At 68.5% G+C, this 18,341-nt stretch carries 21 protein-coding genes; 16 read left to right on the forward strand and 5 right to left on the reverse strand.

Features of this window, described 5'->3' with window-relative positions:
* The coding region (locus AC1DHY_RS14955) for an HNH endonuclease (protein ID WP_476903852.1) at positions 1-226 on the forward strand (226 nt) is incomplete at its 5' end.
* Positions 227-371: 145 nt separating this feature from the next.
* Here the strand turns inward: AC1DHY_RS14955 and AC1DHY_RS14960 are convergent.
* Entirely contained in the window at positions 372-821 is a 450-nt protein-coding gene (locus tag AC1DHY_RS14960; RefSeq protein ID WP_476879100.1) for a hypothetical protein, read from the reverse strand.
* A 62-nt stretch (positions 822-883) separates the two neighbouring features.
* Positions 884-1,309 (reverse strand): GNAT family N-acetyltransferase, encoded by a 426-nt coding sequence (locus AC1DHY_RS14965; protein WP_476879101.1) that lies wholly within the window; start codon positions 1,307-1,309, stop codon positions 884-886.
* Between the two features lie 25 nt (positions 1,310-1,334).
* On the opposite strand from AC1DHY_RS14965, the gene AC1DHY_RS14970 reads away from it, so the two are divergent.
* Positions 1,335-1,910, forward strand: a complete 576-nt coding sequence (locus AC1DHY_RS14970) for a P-loop NTPase family protein (RefSeq protein ID WP_476879102.1) — start codon at positions 1,335-1,337, stop codon at positions 1,908-1,910.
* Positions 1,911-1,997: 87 nt separating this feature from the next.
* Here AC1DHY_RS14970 and AC1DHY_RS14975 read toward each other — a convergent pair whose 3' ends face one another.
* A complete protein-coding gene (locus AC1DHY_RS14975) occupies positions 1,998-2,837 on the reverse strand; it encodes a DUF937 domain-containing protein (RefSeq protein ID WP_476879103.1) in 840 nt (279 codons plus the stop codon).
* 231 nt (positions 2,838-3,068) lie between these two features.
* Here AC1DHY_RS14975 and AC1DHY_RS14980 point away from each other — a divergent pair, with 231 nt between their 5' ends.
* The 7 genes from AC1DHY_RS14980 to AC1DHY_RS15010 all read left to right on the forward strand — a co-directional run bounded on the left by AC1DHY_RS14980 (position 3,069) and on the right by AC1DHY_RS15010 (position 11,194).
* On the forward strand, positions 3,069-4,079 hold the full coding sequence (locus AC1DHY_RS14980) for a bifunctional riboflavin kinase/FAD synthetase (protein WP_476879104.1): 1,011 nt from the start codon (positions 3,069-3,071) through the stop codon (positions 4,077-4,079).
* 14 nt (positions 4,080-4,093) lie between these two features.
* Positions 4,094-4,948 carry a tryptophan 2,3-dioxygenase gene (gene kynA, locus AC1DHY_RS14985; RefSeq protein ID WP_476879105.1) on the forward strand — a complete coding sequence of 285 codons (855 nt, stop codon included), beginning with the start codon at positions 4,094-4,096 and terminating at the stop codon, positions 4,946-4,948.
* Positions 4,945-6,237: a kynureninase gene (gene kynU, locus AC1DHY_RS14990; protein WP_476879106.1), complete on the forward strand. Its 1,293-nt coding sequence runs from the start codon at positions 4,945-4,947 to the stop codon at positions 6,235-6,237. The genes kynA and kynU overlap by 4 nt, the downstream gene beginning before the upstream one ends.
* 140 nt (positions 6,238-6,377) lie before the next feature.
* Positions 6,378-6,647, forward strand: a complete 270-nt coding sequence (gene rpsO / locus AC1DHY_RS14995; RefSeq protein WP_138769772.1) for a 30S ribosomal protein S15 — start codon at positions 6,378-6,380, stop codon at positions 6,645-6,647.
* A gap of 239 nt (positions 6,648-6,886) precedes the next feature.
* Complete coding sequence (locus AC1DHY_RS15000; RefSeq protein ID WP_476879111.1) at positions 6,887-9,136, forward strand: polyribonucleotide nucleotidyltransferase; 2,250 nt, start codon at positions 6,887-6,889, stop codon at positions 9,134-9,136.
* Positions 9,137-9,258: 122 nt separating this feature from the next.
* The gene (locus tag AC1DHY_RS15005; RefSeq protein WP_476903853.1) at positions 9,259-10,602 is read left to right on the forward strand and encodes a M16 family metallopeptidase; all 1,344 of its coding nucleotides are present in this window, start codon (positions 9,259-9,261) and stop codon (positions 10,600-10,602) included.
* A 106-nt stretch (positions 10,603-10,708) separates the two neighbouring features.
* Positions 10,709-11,194, forward strand: coding sequence for a DUF1579 domain-containing protein (locus tag AC1DHY_RS15010; RefSeq protein WP_476879108.1), 486 nt, complete (start codon positions 10,709-10,711; stop codon positions 11,192-11,194).
* Positions 11,195-11,209: 15 nt separating this feature from the next.
* On the opposite strand, the gene AC1DHY_RS15015 is transcribed toward AC1DHY_RS15010, so the two are convergent.
* Positions 11,210-11,476: a MoaD/ThiS family protein gene (locus AC1DHY_RS15015; RefSeq protein ID WP_476879109.1), complete on the reverse strand. Its 267-nt coding sequence runs from the start codon at positions 11,474-11,476 to the stop codon at positions 11,210-11,212.
* A gap of 7 nt (positions 11,477-11,483) precedes the next feature.
* Positions 11,484-12,611 (reverse strand): GTP 3',8-cyclase MoaA, encoded by a 1,128-nt coding sequence (moaA, locus tag AC1DHY_RS15020; protein ID WP_476879110.1) that lies wholly within the window; start codon positions 12,609-12,611, stop codon positions 11,484-11,486.
* A 67-nt stretch (positions 12,612-12,678) separates the two neighbouring features.
* Between moaA and AC1DHY_RS15025 the strand changes: the two genes are divergently transcribed.
* From AC1DHY_RS15025 to AC1DHY_RS15055, 7 genes are all read left to right on the forward strand, one after another.
* Positions 12,679-14,307: a molybdopterin-dependent oxidoreductase gene (locus AC1DHY_RS15025; protein ID WP_476903854.1), complete on the forward strand. Its 1,629-nt coding sequence runs from the start codon at positions 12,679-12,681 to the stop codon at positions 14,305-14,307.
* Between the two features lie 26 nt (positions 14,308-14,333).
* Positions 14,334-15,551 carry a molybdopterin molybdotransferase MoeA gene (locus AC1DHY_RS15030; RefSeq protein WP_476880095.1) on the forward strand — a complete coding sequence of 406 codons (1,218 nt, stop codon included), beginning with the start codon at positions 14,334-14,336 and terminating at the stop codon, positions 15,549-15,551.
* Positions 15,539-16,039 (forward strand): cyclic pyranopterin monophosphate synthase MoaC, encoded by a 501-nt coding sequence (gene moaC / locus AC1DHY_RS15035; RefSeq protein ID WP_476880096.1) that lies wholly within the window; start codon positions 15,539-15,541, stop codon positions 16,037-16,039. Before AC1DHY_RS15030 ends, moaC begins: the two co-directional genes overlap by 13 nt.
* A gap of 2 nt (positions 16,040-16,041) precedes the next feature.
* Positions 16,042-16,563 (forward strand): MogA/MoaB family molybdenum cofactor biosynthesis protein, encoded by a 522-nt coding sequence (locus AC1DHY_RS15040; RefSeq protein WP_476880101.1) that lies wholly within the window; start codon positions 16,042-16,044, stop codon positions 16,561-16,563.
* The gene (locus AC1DHY_RS15045; protein WP_476880097.1) at positions 16,553-17,017 is read left to right on the forward strand and encodes a molybdenum cofactor biosynthesis protein MoaE; all 465 of its coding nucleotides are present in this window, start codon (positions 16,553-16,555) and stop codon (positions 17,015-17,017) included. The genes AC1DHY_RS15040 and AC1DHY_RS15045 overlap by 11 nt, the downstream gene beginning before the upstream one ends.
* Before the next feature lie 70 nt (positions 17,018-17,087).
* The gene (gene dapB, locus AC1DHY_RS15050; RefSeq protein WP_476880098.1) at positions 17,088-17,846 is read left to right on the forward strand and encodes a 4-hydroxy-tetrahydrodipicolinate reductase; all 759 of its coding nucleotides are present in this window, start codon (positions 17,088-17,090) and stop codon (positions 17,844-17,846) included.
* Complete coding sequence (locus AC1DHY_RS15055; protein WP_476880099.1) at positions 17,846-18,316, forward strand: hypothetical protein; 471 nt, start codon at positions 17,846-17,848, stop codon at positions 18,314-18,316. Before dapB ends, AC1DHY_RS15055 begins: the two co-directional genes overlap by 1 nt.
* Positions 18,317-18,341: the final 25 nt, after the last annotated feature.

Here is an 18,341-nt window from a genome sequence, read left to right on the forward strand (position 1 = left end):
ACCAACCATCCCCGCCCCCTGGTGCGAAGCCCACCACATCACCTACTGGTCCCACGGCGGCACCACCAGCACCGACAACGGAACCCTCCTCTGCTCACACCACCACCACCTCATCCACAAAGAACAATGGACCATCCACAACCACAACGGCACCCCCTGGTACACCCCACCACCACACCTCGACCCCACCCAACAACCCCGACGCAACCACCACTTCCGACCCTAAAAAGAAGTCCAGACCGGCTGCGGGCAGAAACTGTCCTCCGCTGGGACCCATGGACTGCGGATACCCAGTGAGCACCGAGGCGGTGACGGGACGGACGGCGCGGCAATAAGCACCATGCCCTCACCGCGTCACGGTTCGTCGGCGACTAGCGGGTCTTGAACGGCAGGGGAGCGCCCGTGGGGAAGGGGAGAGCTCCCTGGTCCGGCGTCATGGTGAACCATTCGCCGTTCTGGTTGGTGAGGAAGAGGAGCTGCCGACCGCCGGCGTCGAGCGGGTCACCGTCCGGATACGACTTGCCGCACGTAACAGGCATGGACGCAACCCGGACGGGTGCAGTCCCCACATCGCCCTTGAAAACCCGTTCAACCTCAACAGCATGGATGTTGGCCTGATACCCATAGATGCGGGTTTCGCCGTCCGTCGGCTGCGGGGTGCCGACAACAACAGCTCCCGCATGGTCGAACCGTTCCTGCAGGGTGCCGAAGCGGACCCAGTCCACGCAGGCGGCCGTGTGGGAGCCCGGCTCCAGCCAGCATCCGCTGAGCACCGTCACGGAAACCAGGCTGATCGCTGCTGCCGCCGCCAGTCGCCTCATACCCAGATAGTAGGCACGGCAGTGACGCCGGGTACATGGGGAAGTGCCGCGGACTCGTCGGACTAGCGGAACAAGGCAAAGACCCGAAGGGGTTCCGGAGTGAAATCGGTGCCCTCAGTGAATCCAAGGGCCTCGTAGAAAGCCCGCTGGCCAGGTTCGTTGTCCGTGAGGAGCACCGTCTGTCGGACATGCCGGTAACGGGCCTGGACAGCTTCCAGCATGGCGCGCCCGACGCCTGCACCTTGGCACCCCGGGTCCACGAGGATGTCCTGCACATAGCAGATGGTCGCATCGTCGGAGACGGCGCGGGCCAGCCCGACCAGCCGTCCGTCCGGGTTCCGTGCGGCGACCACAAAGGAGGAGTTTCGGAGCGCCTGTAATAACAGGCCGGGGTCCCGCGTGTACGCGGCCCACCCGACGGATTCATAGAGTGCCACCACCTCGGCGCCGGAGACCTCGGGGCTGGCGGCAATGACAAATTCGGGCATCGGACCAGTGTGGCATGCTGACCTAGTGCAACCCCCACCTTCGCCAGCGGCCCCTTCGCGAGTCCTTTTCTACGGCGTCACCGGCAGCGGCAAGTCCTCCGCCGCACACGCCTACGCTGCGCGTACCGGGCTGCCGGAGTATTCCGCCGACGACGACATTGGCTGGCTTCCGGGGTGGCGGCAACCGGATACCGCGGAACAACGCGAGCTCGCGGCGCGCATCGCCGGCCAGGACAGGTGGGTCCTCGACAGCGCCTACGGCGTGTGGCGGGACCTGGTCGTGCCCCGGGCGCAGCTGATCATAGGGCTGGACTATCCGCGGTGGCTTTCGCTGCTGAGGCTGATCCGTCGTTCGCTTCGGAGAGTCGTTGCCAGGGACGAAGTGTGCAATGGCAACCGGGAGACGTTCGCCCGACTCTTCGCGCCGGATTCGATCATCGGCTGGCACTTCCGGTCCTTTGGCCGGAAACGACGGGTCATGCGGGAACTCCAACGTTCCCCCGGGCCGGCTGAAGTCCTCCTCTTCCGTCGCCCACGGGACCTGGAAGCATGGTTGCAGCTCATCCCGCAGGCAGATCCGACGGCCGCCCGGAAGCAGTAGCCCCGCTGATATTGGAAAGCAGTACCGGGCAGGGCGCCGGGGCGGGCGATGAGGCGCGGCCGCCCCGCCTGGTACGCGGTCTGGACCCTACTTCTTCCCGAAGAGTCCGCCGAGCAGGCCGCCGAGTCCGCCGTCGTCTTTCCGGGACTGCTCCGCGGACTGCCCCTCATCCTGCCGGGCCGCGTCGTCCTGCTGTTGCCCGGGGAGGTCAATGTCGATCAGCTCACCCGGTGCCGGACCGTCGCCCGACGGCTGTCCCTGCGGTACCGCCTGGGGCTCAGCTTGGGGAGCCGGTTCCGTTGCACGGCCCGCATCGGGCGCTGGAGCTTCATCGGTGGTGCGCTGTTCGCCGCCGCCGAACATGCCGCCGAGGATGCTGCCCAGGCCGCCGCCCGCCCCTCCTGCGCCGCCACCCAGGATTCCACCCAGGATTCCGCCGAGGTCAATGCCCCCGGGTCCGGCCTGGCTCCCGGCGCCGGCGCCGGCGCCAGCTCCGGCACCTGCGCCGGCCTGGCCACGGCCGCCCAGGACCTTCTTGGCGAGGTAGGACATCACGATCGGGGCGAGCAGCGGAAGGAGCTTGCGCACCAGGTCCCCGCCCATCCCGCCGAGCTGTGCCGAGCCGGCCAGCTGGCTGGCCACCTGGTCCTGCTGGCCGCCGAAGACGTGGTTCACGATCTTTTCGCCGTCGGCGGTGTCCACCTGGGCGGCATCCACACCGCCGTCCACCAGCCCGTCCCGGTGCTGGTCCAGGGCCGACTCCAGGGCGGCTGCGCCTTCGGGGGCCTGCGCGTTGTTGTGCATGCCGGCGAGAAGCGTGGGGACAGCGGCCTCCACAGCGGCCTGGGCCGTCTGCCGGTCCGTGCCGAGCATGTCGGCGATCTGGTCTACGGGAATCTGCCCAAGGATGTCATGGAGCTCAGTCATGGCGTTCTCCTTCAGCCGCGGTCCGGCCGCGGGCATTGGTGGCGGCGGCGGCCGCATTGCCGTCGCCGAACTGGTGCCCTTGCATCGTAGCCCCGGGCCGGGTAGACGGAAAGGTAACGGCGGCGCCCGGATCCGTCCGGGACCAGCGCCGGCAGCGGGTAATCTTAGAGAGTTCCGGAGCCGGCCAGACCCTCCGGAAAAGTCCACAGCAGGCAGCAAAAGGCGAGGTAGATGGTCCACATCTGGAACGATCCGTCCGAAGTCCCGGCGGACTTCGGTCCCTCCGTGGTCACGTTCGGCAACTTCGACGGCGTGCACCGCGGCCACCAGCAGGTGCTGTCGCAACTGATCCGCACGGCCCGCCTGACCCACGCCCGCGCCGTCGCCATCACCTTCGACCCGCACCCGGCACAGGTCCACCGCCCCGAATCCGCCCCCGAGCTGATCATGGGGCTCGAAGACAAGCTGGTTGCCCTCGGCGAGGTCGGCCTGGACGCCGTCCTGGTGATGAAGTACTCGCTGGAACTGGCCAGCCTGACCCCGGAGGAATTCGTCTCCTCGGTGCTGGTGGATGCCCTCAAGGCCAGCCACGTCGTCATCGGCCACGACGCCCGGTTTGGCCGGGGCAACTCCGGCGACCTGGACACCATGAAGGAGCTGGGGGAGAAGCTCGGCTTCGAGGTGCAGGTCATCAGCGAATTCGGCTCCGAAGGCTACCCGGTGCACCGCACCGACGGAACTGACCACGACGGCGGCGCGGGCGACCGCCGCTGCTCGTCCACCTGGGTCCGGGATGCCTTGCGGGAGGGCGACGTCGCCACCGCCGCTGCCGTCCTGGGCCGGCCGCATAAGATGCGGGGCGAGGTGGTGCACGGCGCCGCCCGCGGCCGCGACCTCGGTTTCCCCACCGCCAACCTCGCTGCGGACGCCAGCGGCTACATCCCCGCGGACGGCATCTACGCCGGCTGGCTCGTAGACCAGGCCGGCATCCGCTGGCCGGCCGCCATTTCGGTCGGCTCAAACCCCACTTTTGACGGCGTCAGCCGGCAAGTCGAGGCGCACGTGATCGACCGGCCCGAAGAGGCCGTGGAGGATTTCGATCTCTACGGCCAGACAGTCGTCATCGAATTCGTGGCCCGCCTGCGCGGTATGGTCGCGTACCGTGGCCCGGAGGCGCTGGTGGAACAGATGCGCCTGGACGTCGTCCAGGCGCACGATCTCCTGACCGCGTCCCAAGGTTAAGGAAGGCACCCGACGTGACCCTAGAGAAGAACACCCGCGAGCTGGACAAGGACATTGTCCGCGACTTCAGCTCCCGGATGAGCTACGCCTCATACCTGCAGCTGCCAACGCTGCTCAGCGCCCAGCAGCCCGTGAGTGCACCGGAGCACCACGACGAGATGCTGTTCATCATCCAGCACCAGACCACGGAGCTGTGGCTCAAACTCGTGCTGCACGAACTCCGCAGCGCCGCAGCCTGGCTTCGCGCCGACGACCTCGGCTCCGCGCTCAAGGCCATCGCCAGGGTCAAGCACATCCAGAAGACCCTCACGGAGCAGTGGTCTGTCCTGGCCACCCTGACACCCACCGAGTACTCCCAGTTCCGGGGTTTCCTGGGCAGCTCATCAGGCTTTCAGTCCAGCCAGTACCGCGCCGTGGAGTTTCTCCTGGGCAACAAGAACCGCAAGATGCTGCCGGTTTTCGAATCGGACCCCGAGGCCCACGGGATGCTCCTGGAGCTCCTCGAAGCACCCAGTATCTACGACGACTTCCTTGCCTACCTCAAGCGCCAGGGCTTCGACGTGCCGGCGTCGGTCCTGGACCGCGATGTCAGCAAGGCCCACGAATTCAGCCCGGAACTTGTCCCCGTGTTCAAGTACATCTACGAAAACGCGGCCACCAACTGGGGCGCCTACGAAGCCTGCGAGGAACTCGTGGACCTCGAGGACAACTTCCAGCTCTGGCGCTTCCGGCACCTCCGGACGGTCCAGCGGACCATCGGCATGAAGTCCGGGACCGGCGGGTCCAGCGGAGTGGCCTTCCTGCAAAAAGCCCTCGAACTGACGTTCTTCCCGGAACTGTTCGCCGTCCGCACGGAGATCGGCCAGTGAGCGCCGGCACACCGGCACAGGCAGCGACCGATGCCCTGTGGCAGCGCGCGTTGGACCTCGACGCCGCGGACCCGCTGGCCGCGTACCGCGCCCACTTCGTCGGGGCGGACACGGAGCTGTCCTACCTCGATGGCAACTCCCTGGGCCGGCCCCTGAAGCGCACTGTCACGGACATCAGCAGCTTCATCCAGGACAGCTGGGGCGGCCGCCTGATCCGCGGCTGGGACGAGGAATGGCTGCAGCTGCCGCAGCAGATCGGTGACCAGCTGGGCCGGGCCGTGCTGGGCGCGGCCCCCGGGCAGACCATCATCGCCGACTCCACCACCGTGGTGCTTTACAAACTGATCCGCGCCGCGCTGGCCGCCGTCACCGATCCGGCCCGCACCGAAATCGTGCTGGACACGGACAACTTCCCGACCGACCGCTACCTCGTCGAAGGCATTGCCCGCGAAGAGGGGCTCACACTGCGCTGGATCGAGGCAGACCCCTCCGCAGGGGTCAGCGTTGACCAGGTGCGCGCCGCCACCGGGCCGGCCACCGCCGTCGTGGTCCTCAGCCAGATCGCCTACCGCTCCGGTTTCCTCGCGGACCTGCCCGGTATCACCGCCGCTGTGCACGACGCCGGCGCGCTGGTGGTGTGGGACCTGTGCCACTCCGCCGGGTCGGTGGAGATCGGCCTGGACGACGCCGGCGTCGACTTCGCCGCAGGCTGCACCTACAAGTACCTGAACGGGGGACCGGGGTCGCCCGCGTTCGCCTACGTCAACGCCCGGCACCTGGCCGGGCTGCAGCAGCCCATCTGGGGCTGGATGGGACGCAAGGACGCGTTCGAGATGGGTCCGGGCTACGAGGCGGCGGCAGGGATCCGGGGCTTCCTCAGCGGAACGCCCGCCATCTTCGGCATGCTCGCCATGCGCGGGACACTGGACCTGCTTGAGGAGGCCTCCATGGCCGCCGTCCGGGAGAAGTCACGGCTGCTGACGGCGTTCGCCGTCGAACTCCATGACGCCTGGCTGGCGCCCGCAGGGGTGCAGTTGTCCACCCCGCGGGACCCTGACCTGCGCGGCAGCCACATCACGGTGGACCATCCCGCGTTCCGTGAGATGACCGCCCAGCTGTGGGAACAGGACGTGATCCCTGACTTCCGGGCGCCGCAGGGCATCAGGATCGGGCTCTCGCCGCTGAGTACCTCCTTCGCCGAGCTGTACCAGGGTGTCGCCGCCATCCGCGGGTTGCTGGTGGGCGCGCCGGACGGTTTAGACAACATCGGCGGCGTGCCAGTAAACTAAACGTTGGATCCGGCTGCAGTCCGTGGCGGCTGGCTCTTGTTGTGTGGAGGATACCTTCCCTGTGGGGCAGGAATTCCGGCGCAGCACCCCCGGCAGTGAATTACTGACTCGGGCCTCACGGCACATCTCTAGGAGTTAACGTGGCACTTGAAGCCGCTGTAAAGCAGTCCATCATGAAGGATTTCGCAACGTCCGAGGGCGACACCGGTTCGCCGGAGGTCCAGGTTGCAGTCCTGACCCAGCGGATCAAGGATCTGACTGAGCACATGAAGGAGCACAAGCACGATTACCACACCCAGCGCGGTCTGCTGGCCATGGTTGGTCGTCGCAAGCGCATGCTCACCTACCTCAAGAACACTGACATCAACCGCTACCGTGCGCTCATCGAGCGTCTCGGCCTGCGCCGCTAGTCAGCTTTAAGGGGCGGCCCTTTCCCACGGGAAGGGCCGCCTTTTTCAAAACTCAATAGGAGGATCAACCGCATCGCGCATTCGCGGTCTTCGGTAGTGATCTCCGGGAACGGCTTCGAAGAATGAAGCCCGGCCCGTGGGTCTCGATCGATGACCGGGTGCAGTGCAGGCCAGTCGACAGATGCTGGCCTGGGTTGATGCGGATGGGCTCCGTTAACCAAGAAACGGAGGTGACTCTCTTGGAGGGTCCCGAAATCCAGTTCTCAGAAGCCGTCATTGACAATGGCCGCTTCGGCAAGCGGGTTATCCGCTTTGAAACCGGCCGTCTTGCCAAGCAGGCAGCCGGCGCAGCCATGGTCTACATCGATGAAGAGACCGCGCTGCTGTCCGCAACCACCGCCGGCAAGCACCCGCGCGAAGGTTTCGACTTCTTCCCGCTGACCGTCGACGTCGAAGAGCGTATGTACGCCGCGGGCCGTATCCCGGGTTCGTTCTTCCGCCGCGAAGGCCGCCCCTCGACCGAAGCCATCCTGGCCTGCCGCCTCATGGACCGCCCGCTGCGCCCCGCGTTCGTCAAGGGCCTGCGCAACGAGGTCCAGATCGTCGTCACCGTGCTCTCCATCAACCCGGATGAGCTCTACGACGTCGTCGCGATCAACGCCTCCTCGATGTCCACCCAGCTCTCCGGCCTGCCCTTCTCCGGCCCGATCGGCGGCGTCCGCGTTGCCCTCGTCGCCGACGAGCACGGCACCCAGTGGGTTGCGTTCCCGAAGCACTCCCAGCTGGAGAACGCCGTCTTCAACATGGTCGTCGCCGGCCGCGTTGCAGGTGACGACGTCGCCATCATGATGGTTGAAGCCGAAGCCACCGACAACTCCTGGAACCTCATCAAAGAACAGGGCGCCACCGCCCCGACCGAAGAAGTTGTTTCCGAGGGCCTCGAGGCCGCCAAGCCGTTCATCAAGGCCCTGTGCGAAGCCCAGTCCGACCTCGCAGCCCGCGCCGCCAAGCCGACCGTCGAGTTCCCGGTCTTCCTGGACTACCAGGACGATGTCTACGCCGCTGTGGAATCCGCTGCCGCCGACAAGCTGGCTGCTGTCTTCCAGATCGCCGACAAGCAGGAGCGCGACACCGCCTCGGACGAGCTCAAGGACGAGGTCACCTCTTCCCTGGCCGGCCAGTTCGAAGGCCGCGAGAAGGAGCTGTCAGCAGCCTTCCGCTCCGTCACCAAGCAGGTTGTGCGCCAGCGCATCCTCAAGGACCAGATCCGCATCGACGGCCGCGGCCTGACGGACATCCGCCAGCTCACCGCCGAGGTTGAGGTTCTGCCCCGCGTGCACGGCTCGGCCATCTTCGAACGCGGCGAGACCCAGATCATGGGTGTCACCACGCTGAACATGCTCAAGATGGAACAGCAGATCGACTCGCTGTCGCCGGTAACGCGCAAGCGCTACATGCACAACTACAACTTCCCGCCGTACTCCACCGGCGAGACCGGCCGCGTCGGTTCCCCGAAGCGCCGCGAAATCGGCCACGGCGCCCTCGCAGAGCGCGCCATCATGCCGGTGCTGCCCACCCGCGAGGAATTCCCCTACGCCATCCGCCAGGTGTCTGAGGCTCTCAGCTCCAACGGTTCGACGTCGATGGGTTCCGTCTGCGCCTCCACGCTGTCCCTGCTCAACGCAGGCGTGCCGCTGAAGGCGCCGGTTGCCGGTATCGCCATGGGCCTGGTCTCCGACCAGGTTGACGGCCAGACCCGCTACGCCGCACTGACCGACATCCTCGGCGCCGAAGATGCCTTCGGTGACATGGACTTCAAGGTCGCCGGTACCTCCGAGTTCGTCACGGCCATCCAGCTGGACACCAAGCTCGACGGCATCCCCGCCTCGGTCCTGGCCGCCGCCCTGAAGCAGGCCCGCGAAGCGCGCCTGCACATCCTGGACGTCCTGAACTCCGCGATCGACACCCCGGACGAGCTCTCCGAGTTCGCACCGCGCGTCATCGCGGTCAAGATCCCGGTAGACAAGATCGGCGAGGTCATCGGCCCGAAGGGCAAGATGATCAACCAGATCCAGGAAGACACCGGAGCCGACATCTCGATCGAGGACGACGGAACTGTCTACATTGGCGCCACCAACGGCCCGTCTGCCGACGCAGCACGGTCCGCGATCAACGCCATCGCCAACCCGCAGGTCCCGGAAATCGGTGAGCGCTACCTGGGTACGGTCGTCAAGACCACCACCTTCGGCGCCTTCGTTTCCCTGACCCCGGGCAAGGACGGTCTGCTGCACATCTCCGAGCTGCGCAAGATCGCCGGCGGCAAGCGCGTGGACAACGTCGAGGACGTTGTTTCCGTGGGCCAGAAGATCCAGGTGGAAATCACCAAGATCGATGACCGCGGAAAGCTCTCCCTCTCGCCCGTCGTGGCCGATGAGGCAGGGTCCGCTGACGCTGACAACGCTGAGGTTTCCGTGGAGGCCGCAGAGTAGTCTTTCCTGACTCGCGCAGCGGGGCCGGTGGATTCGTCCACCGGCCCCGCTGCCGTTAAAGGCAGGTAGGATTGCAGGCAGATTTGGCACGTTTCCCCTGACGGTTTTCTTGAAAGGCCTTAATGACTGTCGTACCCCTGCCGCTTGAGCAGAACCAGCACGCCGACACCCTCATCCACGGAGCCGACGGCGGCTCGCAGGTGCGCCGCTCGGTGCTCCCCGGCGGCGTCCGCGTGCTGACCGAAGCGATGCCGGGCCAGCGCTCGGCGACCATCGGGTTCTGGGTCGGCGTCGGATCGCGGGACGAAGCGCCGGGGCAGCACGGGTCCACCCACTTCCTGGAACACCTGCTCTTCAAGGGCACCAAACGGCGCACCGCGCTGGAAATCGCCTCCGCCTTCGACGAGGTCGGCGGGGAATCCAACGCCGCCACCGCGAAGGAAAGCACCTGCTACTTCGCCCGGGTCCTGGACACGGACCTCCCCATGGCGATCGACGTCATCGCCGACATGATCACCGGCGCCGTCCTGGACCCCCAGGAAATGGAGCAGGAACGCGACGTCATCCTCGAGGAAATCGCCATGGACAGCGATGACCCTACCGACGTCGCCCACGAACACTTCGTCGCCGCCGTCCTCGGCACGCACCCGCTCGGCCGTCCGATCGGCGGCACCCCGGACGCCATCCGCGCCGTGGCCCGCGACTCGGTCTGGGACCACTACCGCCGCTACTACCGTCCGGATGAGCTCGTTATCACCGCCGCCGGGGGACTGGATCACGACGTCGTCTGCGGGCTCGTCGTCGACGCCCTGCATTCGGCGGGCTGGCAGCTCGAGCACGACGCCGCCCCCGTCCAGCGCCGGTCCACCGAACGGGCGGCGATTACCGGCACGGCCGGCCTGCACGTGGTCAAGCGTCCCGTGGAGCAGGCCAACATCATCATGGGCTGCCCCACGATCGTCGCTACCGACGACCGCCGTTACGTGATGAGCGTGCTGAACGCCGTCCTGGGCGGGGGCATGTCGTCGCGGCTCTTCCAGGAGGTCCGGGAAAAGCGCGGCCTGGTGTATTCGACGTACTCCTTCGCGTCCTCCTACGCCGACGCCGGCTACTTCGGCATGTACGCCGGCTGCACCCCGTCGAAGGTCCGGCAGGTCCTGGAACTCCTCGGCGCGGAGCTGGACAAGCTGGCCGAGGGCGGGATCTCCGAAGAGGAACTGCGCAAGGCCGTCGGACAACTGAGCGGCGGCATCGTCCTGGCCCTGGAGGACACCGGGTCACGGATGTCCCGGCTGGGCCGGGCCGAGCTGGTCTCCGGCGAATACCAGGACATCGACGAGACCCTGCGCCAGATCAAGGCCGTCACCGTGGCCGACGTCCAGGAACTGGCCCGTGAACTGGCCGCCGCACCGCGGACCGTTACTGTGGTGGGCCCGTTCGAGGAAACCGAGACCTTCGGCCTCTGAGCTGATCCCCGGGGGCTTCCGCCGGGCTACCCCTCCTTTACAGCCGGGCGGCCCGGCGTGATGATGGTGGCGGGACCGCACGGGAGGAAACCCCATCGGAGGACGCATGGACCGGCCGCTGCCAGGCAGTGCACACGAGGCGCTTGAGGGCTTCCTCGGCCAGTGGAGTGGCACCACCCAGTGGGAGGCAACGGCGTGGGGTCCGGCCCGTACGGCCGCGGCCGACGTCGTTTTCGCCCGCGCCGCCGCCGGTCTCGCCGTCACCATGAGCTACCGCCATACCGATGCCGACGGCGCCAGGACCGAGGGTGTCGGTGTCTTCACCATGGACCCCGATCATCCGGACACACTCTGGTACCACGTGAACAGTATGGGCCTGCCGCCCGAGGCGCCGGCCCGTGCCAGCTGGCAGGACGGCACCCTGACCATTGAACGGCGCAGTGACCGCGGCACTGCACGGCATACCTTGAGGGTCGACGACGGGGAGCTGACCCACGCTGCCGGGCTGCGGCTGGGCCACGCGAGCGATTTCAGCCCGTTTATGACCACCGTCTGCCGCCGCGTTCCCGAGCCCGCGGCCGTTCCGGCCTAGGCTGCCCGGGCTCGGCTAGCCGCCGGCGAACGGCGGGAGCACGTCGACGACGTCGTCCGGTCCCAGCGTGGCCGCAGGGTTGCGGACGGCCACCTCGTTGAGCAGGAAGCTGGACCGGGACAGGATGCGGGCCAGCGGCGGAGTGCCGGCGGGCGGTTCGGGACGTTCGACGGCGATAATCGCCTTCACAAGGCCGGTCAGCGTGGTGCCGTCGGGCAGGTCGAACTTTTCCTCGTCCATCCCGGCGGCGGCGCGCGCGGCAGCGAAGTAACGTACGTTCACGGGTGGTTCAGCCTCCGATGGCGCTCATGCTGCGGTCCGGCTGGACGAAATCCGGGGCGTCCAGCCCGACGTGGTCCATGCCGTGGGCCTTGGGCTTGATCCACATGGCGTCCTGCCACCGCTCGGCGAGTTGTTCGTCGCTGGCGCCCTCGCGGAGCAGTCCCAGCAGGTCAATCTCCTCGCGCGAAAACAGGCAGCTCATGATCTTGCCTTCAGCGGTGATCCGGGTGCGGCGGCAGTCCGCGCAGAACGGTTCGGTGACGGAGGCGATGATGCCCACCGTGCCCAGCACGGGTCCGGTGGCCTGATCCGTTCCGGGTACCCTGGCGCGGACCTCAAAGCGTTCAGCGGGGGCGCCGTCGCGCTCCCTCGGGTCCGCGCCCAGCACGTAGTCCACCGAGAGCAGGTCACGGATTTCCGCTGCCGTGATCATGTTCCGGCGCGTCCAGCCGTGGTCGGCGTCCAATGGCATCTGTTCGATGAAGCGCAGTTCGTAGCCGCGGTCCAGGGCCCACGCCAGCAGGGCGGGCGATTCGGCGTCGTTGATGCCGCGCATCAGCACCGCATTGAGCTTGACGGGTCCGAGGCCGGCCGCCCAGGCGGCGTCGACGCCGGCGAGGACGCGGTCCAGGAAGGGACGCCGGGTCAGTTTGGTGAAGGTTTCCTCGTGCAAGGAGTCCAGCGAGACGTTGATCCGGGTCAGGCCGGCGGCTTTTAGGCCCGCGGCCTTCCTGTCCAGTCCGACGGCGTTGGTGGTCATGGAGATCGGCAGGTCCGGGTGGGCCTGGCGCAGCGCGGAAATGATATCCAGGAGGTCGGCCCGGACCAGGGGTTCGCCGCCGGTGAGCCGGAGTTCCCGGACGCCCAGCAGGTCCACTCCGATCCGGACAATCCGCACTATCTCGTCCGCGGTCATAACCGCCTGCTTGGCCAGCCATTCGAGGCCTTCGGCCGGCATGCAGTAGGTGCAGCGCAGGTTGCATTTGTCCGTCAGCGAGAGCCGCATGTCGGTGGCGCGGCGGCCGTAACGGTCCATCAGGCCGGCCGGCAGCCCGGCAGGGCGCCCGGCTGGAAGCGGCGCGGCGCCGGGGCCGCTTTCCGCCCGGGGCTGGGGCATGCCAAGCTGAACACTCATACTGTCAGGCTACGCCACCGCGGGCCGGCCATCACGCCCCTGTTGCCAGCGAACTTATGCTGGAAGGGTGAACACCTCCAGGGTTGTCCCGGCAGCACCGCCCCGGGGGCGGCTGCGGCCCGCAGGCGGGCGCCCGTTATGGTGGGCCGCCGCGGCGGGAGTGGCGGCGGTCGGCGCGGGCGTCGTCGTGGGTGAACTGGCCGCCGGGCTGGTGAGTCCCTCGGTGTCGCCGGTGACAGCAGTGGGCGGAGCCGTTATCGACGCCGTGCCGCCGGGCGTCAAGGACTGGGCTATCTCCTTATTCGGGACTTCGGACAAGCTGGCCCTGCTGACGTCGATGGTGGTGCTGATCGCAGTACTGGCCGCCTTGGCCGGGATGCTCGAATGGCGCCTCCGCTTTGCCGGGCTGGCCGTGATAGCCGTGTTCGGCGTCGTTGGCCTGGCCGCCGTACTGACCCGGGCCGGGGTAACGCCCAACGCGATTCCTGTACCGCTGCTTGGCGCGGTGCTCGGCATCATCCTGCTGCGCTGGCTGGTCCGCTTACTGAAGACCTGGCACGGCGCGCCGGCACCGGCGGAACAGCAGCAGCCGCAGCCTCCGCAGCCCCGGGATACGGCGGACGGCCCCGCCCGCCGCCGGTTCCTGCAGTCCCTGGCAGGGACGGGCCTGGTCGCCGCGATCGGCGGAGTGCTGGCGTCCACCCTGCGCGGGGCGGCAGCCGCCGTCACCGAGGTGCGTGGCAAACTGGTCCTGCCCAACCCGGCGTCGCGGGCGGCAGCGATTCCCGCCGGCGCCGAAGCCGGACTCGCGGGCGTAAGCCCCTTAGTGACCCCGAACGCGGACTTTTACCGGATCGACACGGCCCTCCGGGTTCCCGTCGTGGACCCGGCCCAATGGACGCTCAAAGTCACCGGAATGGTGGAGCGCGAGGTCGAGCTGGATTTCGCCGCGCTGCTGGCCAAGCCCCTGACCGAGCGGTACGTCACCATTGCCTGCGTTTCCAACGAGGTGGGAGGTGACCTCATCGGCAACGCGCGCTGGCTCGGCTGGCCGGTCCGCGAACTGCTGGCCCAGGCCGGACCCAAACCGGGGGCGGACATGGTGCTTTCCCGCAGCGCGGACGGCTGGACAGCCGGAACGCCGCTGGAAGTTCTCACCGACAACCGTGACGCCCTCCTGGCGGTGGGAATGAACGGGGAGCCGCTGCCGCTCGAGCACGGCTTCCCGGTCCGGCTGATCGTCCCCGGGCTGTACGGCTACGTCTCGGCAACCAAGTGGGTCACCGAACTGAAAGTGACCCGGTTCGCGGACGACGTCGCTTATTGGACGCCCCGGGGCTGGAGTGAACACGGCCCGATCAAGACCTCGTCACGGATCGACGTGCCCCGTTCCGGCCGCAGCGTGCAGGCCGGGACGGTGGACCTGGGCGGCGTCGCCTGGGCGCAGCACCGCGGCGTCGGCAAAGTGGAGGTCCGGATCGATCGCGGCGACTGGAAACAGGCGGACCTGGCCCGCGCCATCTCTACGGACACGTGGTGCCAGTGGAGGATCTCCGTGCCCCTGGGCCCGGGCCAGTACGAGGTGCAGGTCCGGGCGACCGATCTCACGGGCGTCCCGCAGGTGGAGGACCGGGCTCCGGCGGCGCCCAGCGGTGCCACCGGCTACCACACCGTTACAGTGGACGTGAAGTCCTAGTCCGCCGAGCCGAAGGTCACCACCGCATGCACCGCACCGCGAACAGGCCCGTCACCGTGGAAGCGCACCGGGACAAGGTCCGCTCCCTCCTGGTACCGCTCGCTGACCGCATCGAGACCGTGCCGCTGGGCGACGCCCTGGGCCGCGGACTGGCTGCCGACATTGAGGCCCCCCTGGACCTCCCGCCGTTCCCCAACTCGCAAATGGACGGCTTCGCCATCCGCAGCGCCGACGTGCCGGCCGGCGGTGCGGAACTGCACGTCGCCGCACCCGTACCGGCCGGTGCCGAGCCCGCGCCCCTGACCCCGGGGACGGCCGCGCCCATCATGACCGGGGCCATGATCCCGCCTGGCGCGGACGCCGTCGTTCCCATTGAACAGGCCCTTCCGGACGTCTTCCCTGCGCCGGGGGAGGCCGCCACTGTGCGCCTCCCCGCCACGCCGCCGGGCACCTTCGTCCGCGACGTCGGCAGTGACATCGCCGCCGGGGCGCTGGCACTGGCGGCCGGGACTTACCTTGGCCCGGGACAACTCGGGCTCCTGGCGGCCCTGGGCATCACCCGGGTGCCGGTGCACGCCGCGGCCCGGGTCCTGCTCGTCACCACCGGGGACGAAGTACTGGAACCCGGCACCCCGCTGCAGCCCGGAAAGATCTACGACGCCAACGGCACCCTGCTCGAATCAGCGCTCCGGCAGGCCGGCCTGTCCGTGACGCGGTCGGGCATCTCCACGGACGACCCCGCGGAACTGGCCGGGCTGCTGCGCCGGCACGCCCCCGACGTCGACCTCATCATCACCACCGGCGGCGTCAGCAAGGGCGCCTACGAGGTGGTCCGGCAGGCACTGGCAGGCCACGACGTCGAATTCGGCGCCGTCGCCATGCAGCCGGGCGGGCCGCAGGGCATCGGCAGCTTCGAAGGGGTGCCGGTCCTTGGTTTCCCAGGGAACCCCGTCAGCTGCCTGGTCTCCTTTGAAATGTTCCTCCGGCCCGTACTCGCCGAGCTCTTCGGCGCCCCGTCGCCCCGCACTGTGATCCGGGCCAGGCTCTCCGAGGCCCTGGAATCCCCGGAAACCAAACACCAGGTCCGGCGCGCAGTGCTCGGCCCCGACGGGACGGTGCGGCCGGAGGGCGGACCGGGATCACATCTGGTCCACGCGCTGGCGAACTCCAACGCCTTCATCCAGGTCCCCGTGGGCACCGCGGCGCTCGAGGCGGGCGACGAGGTGGAAGTATGGGTGCTGTGAACGAAACCAATACCCCCGGCAAGCCCGGGCTAACCCACCTGCGGCAGGACGGCACCGCCCAGATGGTTGATGTGTCCAACAAGGCCGAGACCACGCGGGAGGCCACCGCCACCGCAACCGTGAACAGCACCCCGGAGGTCCTGGAGCTGCTCGGCGCCGGGGAACTGCCGAAGGGGGACGCACTCGCCGTGGCCCGGGTCGCCGGCATCATGGCCGCCAAGAAGACGCCGGACCTCGTTCCGCTGTGCCACCCGCTGCCGCTGACCAAAGTCACCGTCGACTTCGAACTCGGCGCCGGCTCGGTGACGATTTTCGCCACCGTCAAGACCCGGGGCGTGACCGGGGTGGAAATGGAAGCGCTCACGGCCGTTACCGTGGCCGCCCTAAGTGTGTACGACATGATCAAGGCCGTGGACAAGCACGCGGTCCTGACGGACATCAAAGTGCTGGCCAAGAGCGGCGGCAAGAGCGGGGACTGGACACTGTGAGCCTGACCGGAACGAACCACCCAGAACCGCACCGCCACGGCGAAGCGACCGGCCGCAGGGCCGGGATTGTGATCGCCTCCACCCGGGCCGCCGCGGGGGTCTACGAGGACCTCACCGGCCCGGTGATCGCCGACTGGCTGGCCGAACACGGCTTCGAGTCATTTCCCGCCATGGTGGTACCCGACGGCGAGCCGGTGGGCGCGGCCCTCCGAGCCCTGCTGACCCAGCACCCGGCCGTCATCATCACCAGCGGCGGTACCGGCCTGAGCCCCACCGACGCCACGCCCGAACAGACCCTCCCGCTGCTGGACCGCGAGATCCCCGGCATCATGGAGGGGCTCCGCAGCGCCGGCACGGCAAAAACCCCGACGGCCATGCTCAGCCGCGGCCACGCCGGCACGGCCGGGACCACGTTCATCGTCAACCTCCCCGGCTCGCCGAAGGGCGTGATGGACGGCCTGGGTGTGCTGGACCCCATCATCGGACACCTCTGCGACCAGCTGGAGGGCACCCATGGGCACTGAACCATCCTTCGAAATCGTGCATGCCGTCCTCAGCGCCGAACCCATCTCCGTGGACCAGGCGATCCTTGCGGTGGAATCGGACACGGCAGGCGCCGTGGTGAGTTTCAGCGGCGTTGTCCGCAACCACGACGGCGGCAAGCCGGTGCACCGGCTCAGCTACAGCGCCCATCCCACGGCGCACCAGGTGATGGCCGACGTCGTCGCGCAGCTCGTCGCCGAACACTCCGCCGGATCGGACAGCCCCGCCCAGCCCGTGCGGATCTGGGCCGCGCACCGGACCGGGATGCTGGAAATCGGCGACCCCGCCCTGGTCTGTGCCGTCTCCGCCGCGCACCGGGGGCAGGCCTTCGCAGTGTGCGCCGAACTGGTGGACCGGATCAAGGACCAGGTCCCCATCTGGAAGGAACAGTTCTTCGCCGACGGCACCGTTGAGTGGGTCGGCGCGGGCGGATAAGCCCTCCGCAGCGGGTAACGCTCGGCCGCCGGTTCCAGCCGGGACCGCCCCCGGCGGTAGGGTTGAAGCCATGACCGAACAACTCGCCGTCGCCGTCCTGGGCGCCAACGGACGGATGGGCGCCGAGGCTGTTAAAGCCGTGCACGCCGCCGAAGACCTCACCCTCGTCGCCGCACTGGGCCGCAGCGACTCCCTCGACGCGCTGGTGGACTCCGGCGCCCGCGTTGTGGTGGACCTGACCGTTCCCGAAAGCACCGAGGCGAACGTCCGGTTCGCCGTCGAACACGGTATGCACGCCGTCGTCGGCACCACCGGCTGGGACGCAGACCGGCTGGCCCGGCTCGAGTCCCTCCTCGCCGGCCAGCCCGGCGTCGGCGTCCTCATCGCCCCGAACTTCGCCCTCGGTTCGGTGCTCGCCTCGGCCTTCGCCGCGAAAGCGTCCCGCTACTTCGAATCGGTCGAGATCATCGAGCTGCACCACCCGGACAAGGTGGACGCCCCCTCCGGCACCGCCGTCCGCACCGCCCAGCTGGTCGCCGCGGAGCGGGCCGCCGCCGGCACCCCGGCCAGCCCCGACGCCACCACCAGCGAGCGCCCCGGCGCCCGGGGCTGCGAGGTCGACGGCGTCCGAGTCCACAGCGTGCGGCTGCGCGGCCTCGTTGCACACCAGGAGGTCCTGCTCGGCGGCCCGGGGGAGCAGCTTACCTTCCGCCACGACTCCTTCGACCGCGCCTCCTTTATGCCTGGCGTGCTGCTCGGGGTCAGGAACGTTGCCGCCCACCCCGGCCTGACGGTAGGCCTGGACGGCTACCTGGACCTGGGCCTCTGATGGCCGGCGTCCTGGGTGCCTTCAAGGCCAACCGCACCAAAATCTGGGTGGGCGCTGTCACGCTCCTGCTCGTCTTCTACCTGGTGGTGTCCCTGCAGCGGTCCGTGCTGCTGCTGACCGACCAGAACCTGGTCGCGAAGGCCCTCGGCCTCGCGTACCTGCTGCTGCCGATCGTCGGGGCGTGGGCCCTGGTGCGGGAGCTGCTCTTCGGGGCCCGGACCGAGCGGATGGCCAAGGTCCTGGAAGCGGAAGGCGGCCTGCCCGAGGACACCCTCCCGCGCACGCCCGGCGGCAGGATCGTCCGGGAGGCTGCAGACCTGGAATTCGAGAAATACCGTGCGGAAGCAGAAGCGGCCCCGGGGGACTGGCGCTCCTGGTTCCGGCTCAGCTGCGCGTACGACGCCGCCGGCGACCGGAAGCGCGCCCGTGCTTCCATGCGCGACGCTGTCCGCCTGTTTCGGGCCGGCTAACGGCGCCTCCAGCGCAGCAGGCCGG

It is taken from the genome of Arthrobacter sp. 05L44, assembly GCF_056397605.1.